The following is a 5,197-nucleotide window of genomic DNA, read 5'->3' as shown; positions in this document are numbered from 1 at the left end:
TGGGTGGGTATCGGGTGGTTCACCGGGTGGCCTTTCAATGGGCAACAGGGGGCACGAATGCTGATGCCGGTGAGCGGCTGCATGGTCGTACTTGTTCGACACGGTGAGTGTCGGAACGTTGCCGGCCCAGATGGGGGATGACGCCGGTGTCGTGTCTCGTGTTCTCGTGTGACGAGACCAGGTGTGACCGCTTATGCGTGACCTGACCTGGCCCTATTGATTAGCAGGACATGATGCGCCGTTGATGACGACCACACACCTACACGCATCAGCCTCGTGACTGCACCCTCAGCCGCAGACCGCACCCGCTTATGCGTCCGCACCTCCGCCTCAGCGCGACGATAAAGCGGGCACACCTCTTGCATTACCAATGACCGAGGTCAGACGGGGTGCTCGGCAGGTGGGCGCGACCGCTTCTGCGCAGCTGCTCGAAGGTGCGACACGTGGCATCCAGTGGGGATGGAGCGTGCGCGACTTATCCACGCATAAGCGGGTACGGTCTGCGTCCGTGCAGGACGGAGCGAGCTATAACATCTGGGTGCCAGATGTCCTTTTGCGCGCTTTCAGCGCCGCCACGGGGTCACCTCGAACTGGGGTTCCGTGGTGTCGTTACACTGGGCCGGCTGCCGCCCAAAGTCTCCGCTGCGCTGCGACTTCGGTTGCCTCTGAGGATGCCGTCAGGGGGCGGTGATCGCACCTACTTCTGACCGGTCTCTCCTGCTGCAATGCAACGGAGCGACCCAACTTCTCAGTGTTGGAAGTCGAGTGGGAAGCTGTGGGAAGTTCAGCGACGAGCGACCGAGGGGATTCTGTGGACTACGTCATCGATCAACCGTGTGTGCGCACCGGCAACGCACCACTCGCTCCTCACGACCTGCTGGCACACGCACTCGCACACGTCCACGTGGAGGGCTGGCGGCAGGCGTACGGAGCGATCCTGCCGTCGCGGTTCTACGACGACAGCGCCCGGGCAGCGCGGGTGCAGATGTGGCAGTCACTCCTCGCGGATGACCGCGTATGCGAACGCGTGCGGATCGCCACGACCAGTGCAGATGAGGTGGTGGGCTTCGGCATCCGCGGTCCGGCCCGGGACGACGACCGTGAAGGCCCCGAGCTCTACGCGCTGTACATCCTGGAAGAGCACTACGGCACCGGTCTGGGGCAACGGTTGCTGGACGCGATGGTCGGACGTGAGGCCGCGTGTCTCTGGGTGGCGGCGGAGAACCCGCGCGCGATTCGCTTCTATGAGAGGAACGGCTTCCAGCCCGATGGCACTCGGAAGTCGGACCCGGACATTGACGGCCTCGATGAGATCCGCATGGCGCGCAGGTAGAGCATGCCGTGCACGGCATGAGCAGAGAGCTGCACAATGCCAGAGGACTCGGGTCACCGGGCAAGCTGTTCTCGAGCTTCCGCGCAGGAGGTGCAGAAACCTCCTTCGAGTGGTAACATGGAAACAGGTAACAATCGTTACCGGTGTTTCTACTTGGGAGGGTGCGCCATGCAGGAGAACCAGACACCGGAAGTTCGGGCAGAGCAGGCAGCACGTGACCTCGCGGATCGCGGGATGGCGGTGACCGCGAGGGCGGTGCGCGAGGCGGCAGGCGTGCGCATGGTCGTCGCAGCGGCGACGGCGAAGGCGTGGAACGCGGCAGCCGCCGAGCAGGACCACGAGGTCATCCCTGACGTCCCCGAGGACGTGCAGGGCCGGCTGTCGGCGATCTGGGCGGATGCCTATCGCGCGGCGCTGGCTGCGGTGACACCGGAGCGCGACAGGCTCGCGACCGAGGTCGAGGAGCTGCGTGGCGAGGTCGATGCCCTCACCGCCACCGTCGCGGACGTGGAGACGGAACGTGACGAGCGCGCCGCTCGTCTCGACAAAACTGAGCAGGAGCGCGCGTCTGTCGTGTCCGCGCGGGACGACGCGGTGGTGCGCGCATCCCGCGCCGAGGACCGCGCGGAGGCAGCCGAGGCCGAGCGTGACCGAGTGAGCGAACAGATGCGCGCGCTCATCGCCCGCATCCCGGAGATCGATACTAAGCGTGAGGAGCTGTCGTGAGTAGCCCCCAGCCGGCCCACGCATAAACGGCCATACCCTCACCCGGAGTGCCTGACGAGACAGGTTCATCTCCGTAACGGCGCATAAAATCCCGTTCACGAGTGAAAGACTAGAACCATAAATTGACTACATTAAACAAACATGAAAGACCAAATGATACCTCTTTTTATGGCGCTATCGGGACTTTTGCATTTCTTGGTGCACTTCGTCCTATACGCGGCTTCCGGGCAGGTCTTCACATCCGATATGGCGGATATCGCATGGTTCCTGCTCGTACCCCCAGTAATTTCATCAGTCCTCACCAGGGTGATTCCAGTGAGGAATTCGGGCATGCAGTTTGTTGTGGCACTGCCACTATTCCTGGTGTCCGCTTATTGTGTGATGCTAGCCCATGCGTTAGTTTTTGATGAAGGGGTAGCGGCCTCATCTCTACTGTTGTTAACGCTCATCTTTGCGTGGCCAACTGCGGCGCTTTTCTCCATTCTTTCGGCGGGCGCCGCGTTGGGCTACTTTATGCTAAAGAGATCAGGCCGTATCCGTCAGCTGCCTCCGAGCCCTGACTTTTCGTGAACCGGGCGGAGCGGGGTCGGCTCACCGCGCAGCTCGACGCACTCATTGCTCGCATTCCCAGCTGGCTCCCGTTCCGGCCACGGGCCTAGCGCGGTCGCCGCAACAGCCGAGAGAGCAGTCCCCCGCCGCGACGCGGCGACGGCGCGTCATGCGCGTGTGTGGTGGGTGTGGTCACCGGAGTGTCAGAAGCGGTGTCAGCGGGTGCCACGATGGGTGTAGTGAGACCGGTGTCAGGGGGTGTCGCGGTAGAGCCTGTGGTGAGCATCCGCAACGCTTGGGCTTGGGTCTCGACGGTGCGCTCACGCTCTGCCAGCAAGGCACGGTGTCCCTCGTTTTCAGCTTCGAGACGGGCCAGTCGCTCCCGTGTGGCAGCCAGCTCATCGCGGAGGGTATTGAGCTGTGTGTGCTTTGGTTCCGGGGTGTGTTCAGGGGTGGTGTCAGGCGGTGTCACGTCGCTGGTGTCTGGCCCGGTGCCAGACACCGGCGTATAGCCGAGTGCCGCCAGAGCCGTAGGCGGTATCTTCCAAGCTCCACGGGTGTCCTTGTGCGCGCCGAGAGATTCGAGATCGCCCTCGCGGCGGTGTCGTTGCAACGTGGACAGGCTCGCGGTCCAGTCTCGCGCGGCTTCTCGCAGCGTGAGGAACTGTGGGCTGTCAGGCATCAGGTCGCCGCGCTGTGATCGGGACTCCTTCATAGGCCAGGCCAGCCCGCACGTACTTGTGGATCAGTTCACGGATGGGCCGATCGGTCGCGACTGCGTGCATCTTGAGCGCACGGTATACATCTGCCTCAAAGTCGAAAGTCGTCTTCTTCGTCTCCGGTGGGAGCGTAGTCATTTCCTATTCTCTTCTCGTGAGGTGCCCACCCTGGCCGTCAGGGTGATTGAGCGCGTAGTGAACGGTGCCTACCGAACAGCCGACCTCCTCCGCGATCGCGCGCATACTCATACCAGTGGCCCGCAGCTCCCGAATTTTCGCCCGGCGCTTCTGTGCGCGGCTCATATAAACCTCGCGTGGCTCCGAGGTCCACGTCTTGATGGTGCGTGGAGTGACTCCGGCACGAGCGGCGAGCTCTCGGATGGTCAGGCCGTTTCGTGGAATCCGGTCAGCAGTCATTTGAGTGCCTCCATGATGCGGTTTCTTCCTGCCCTGCTACGTGCCGCACCGCTCTTCTTTCCCCGGGCGGATTGGATTGTGGAGAAGGTGGCCTCGTAGACGACTGGGCCGTCGCGCCACATGCGCGATTCGGTGACGATCCATCGGTGGATGCTCGCAGCGATCTGGCTGGCTTCGTTGACCGGCAGCGGCTCTGCGAACTCTCCGTTGAGGCGATGCACCTCGAGGTCAATTGCCATTGCCAGACCTGCGGGATCGCCCCAATGGTGGCGGATCTCGCGGTAGGCCCAGGTGCGTGCGGTTTCGAAGATGGAGCAGTTGCGGCCGAGTCCTACGGGTTTCTTCCGGCGTGTGCGTCGCCAGGACTCCGGAGGCATGAAGCGGTCGAGGAAGTGCTCGAGCTCGTTGAGGCTGTAGAGGTGGTCCGTCATCCACCACGCGGCCCATGCGTCGTGCGTGGGGTTCTTCGTCATCAGCCCCGAGTAGGCGGCATCCCCCTCGACCGACCGGCGTAGACCTTCTGTGACTGCGGCCGCGTACGCCAGCGGCTTACGGCGGGCGTACTCCGTGCGGGTGACTGGCTCTGCCAGTGCCCACACCGCGTGGGCGTGGCCGTTCTCAGGGTTCTCTACGACCGCGTTCGGCAGCCAGTCCCTGCGCTGCTCGACGCTGCGCAGCAGGGCGTCTGGGTGGTCGATGTCGACTACGAGGAGGTTCGAGACGGCTTGAGGGTTCGCCTCGATGTACTGGAGGCCCAGGGCGCTCTCACGGCTCATGCGGTAGATCCCGCTTCGCAGCTCGTCCGAGGCCAGGGGCCACAGCGGCAGCCACATCTGCTCCCACTGCTCTGTCGTCGGTGCGCTCATACTCGCCACGCTCCCACGGCTGAGATGTTCAGGGTGGGATTTCTGTCGGCGTGTTCAAAGTGGGTCGCCAACCAAGTCAGATGTTTCGGTGAGATCCAGCCTTCGCGGAGCGAAGTCCGTTCCTCCGGGTGACCTCGCTGGGACTACCCCCGGCAGTTCCCCCGACCATGCACGCACCTGCCCGCTCCACAGATCAACGGTAGGGAGTCCCGACTACAGCAAGAGGCGACGTGGTGCGCCTGCGATTGGTGCACAGGGCCACACGCGAGCTGTCGTTGACCTATCCGCCGACCTGTCATCTCGTGTGTACAGGCCGACCCGGTCTGACGTGCTGGGTTGGGGGCGGGAGTTGAGTGGTCATGTGGTGGGGCTGGGGTGAGTGAGAGAGGTGAGGATGCGGGTTAGTTCGAGGAGGTAGGGAACACGTTCATGGGGTCCGTAGGTGATGAGGAAGAGGAGAGCGAGGACGACGACGGTGACGAGGAGGTGGGTGGGTATCGGGTGGTTCACCGGGTGGCCTTTCAATGGGCAACAGGGGGCACGAATGCTGATGCCGGTGAGCGGCTGCATGGTCGTACTTGTTCGAC

6 protein-coding genes are annotated in these 5,197 nt (G+C 63.3%); 3 read left to right on the top strand and 3 right to left on the bottom strand.

All coding sequences use genetic code 11. The annotated features are described in order from the left end of the window. Positions 1-811: 811 nt before the first annotated feature. The 3 genes from ABEA07_RS19160 to ABEA07_RS19150 all read left to right on the top strand — a co-directional run bounded on the left by ABEA07_RS19160 (position 812) and on the right by ABEA07_RS19150 (position 2,629). The gene (locus tag ABEA07_RS19160; protein ID WP_332839808.1) at positions 812-1,333 is read left to right on the top strand and encodes a GNAT family N-acetyltransferase; all 522 of its coding nucleotides are present in this window, start codon (positions 812-814) and stop codon (positions 1,331-1,333) included. A gap of 168 nt (positions 1,334-1,501) precedes the next feature. After that, positions 1,502-2,059 (top strand): DNA-binding protein, encoded by a 558-nt coding sequence (locus ABEA07_RS19155; RefSeq protein WP_198395080.1) that lies wholly within the window; start codon positions 1,502-1,504, stop codon positions 2,057-2,059. A gap of 141 nt (positions 2,060-2,200) precedes the next feature. Beyond that, positions 2,201-2,629 carry a hypothetical protein gene (locus ABEA07_RS19150; RefSeq protein ID WP_198395079.1) on the top strand — a complete coding sequence of 143 codons (429 nt, stop codon included), beginning with the start codon at positions 2,201-2,203 and terminating at the stop codon, positions 2,627-2,629. An 839-nt stretch (positions 2,630-3,468) separates the two neighbouring features. Here the strand turns inward: ABEA07_RS19150 and ABEA07_RS28675 are convergent. From ABEA07_RS28675 to ABEA07_RS19140, 3 genes are all read right to left on the bottom strand, one after another. After that, positions 3,469-3,630, bottom strand: coding sequence for a helix-turn-helix domain-containing protein (locus tag ABEA07_RS28675; RefSeq protein ID WP_408610982.1), 162 nt, complete (start codon positions 3,628-3,630; stop codon positions 3,469-3,471). A gap of 110 nt (positions 3,631-3,740) precedes the next feature. After that, positions 3,741-4,610, bottom strand: a complete 870-nt coding sequence (locus tag ABEA07_RS19145) for a replication initiation protein (RefSeq protein ID WP_345026473.1) — start codon at positions 4,608-4,610, stop codon at positions 3,741-3,743. A gap of 357 nt (positions 4,611-4,967) precedes the next feature. Further along, positions 4,968-5,197: hypothetical protein (locus ABEA07_RS19140; RefSeq protein ID WP_345539816.1), on the bottom strand; the 230-nt coding region annotated here is incomplete at its 5' end.

The sequence above is a fragment of the Variovorax defluvii genome, from assembly GCF_039541515.1.
Lineage (GTDB): Bacteria > Pseudomonadota > Gammaproteobacteria > Burkholderiales > Burkholderiaceae_C > Variovorax > Variovorax defluvii.
Note: the sequence above shows the minus strand (reverse complement) of the source record. Positions and strands in the feature narration are given on the sequence as shown.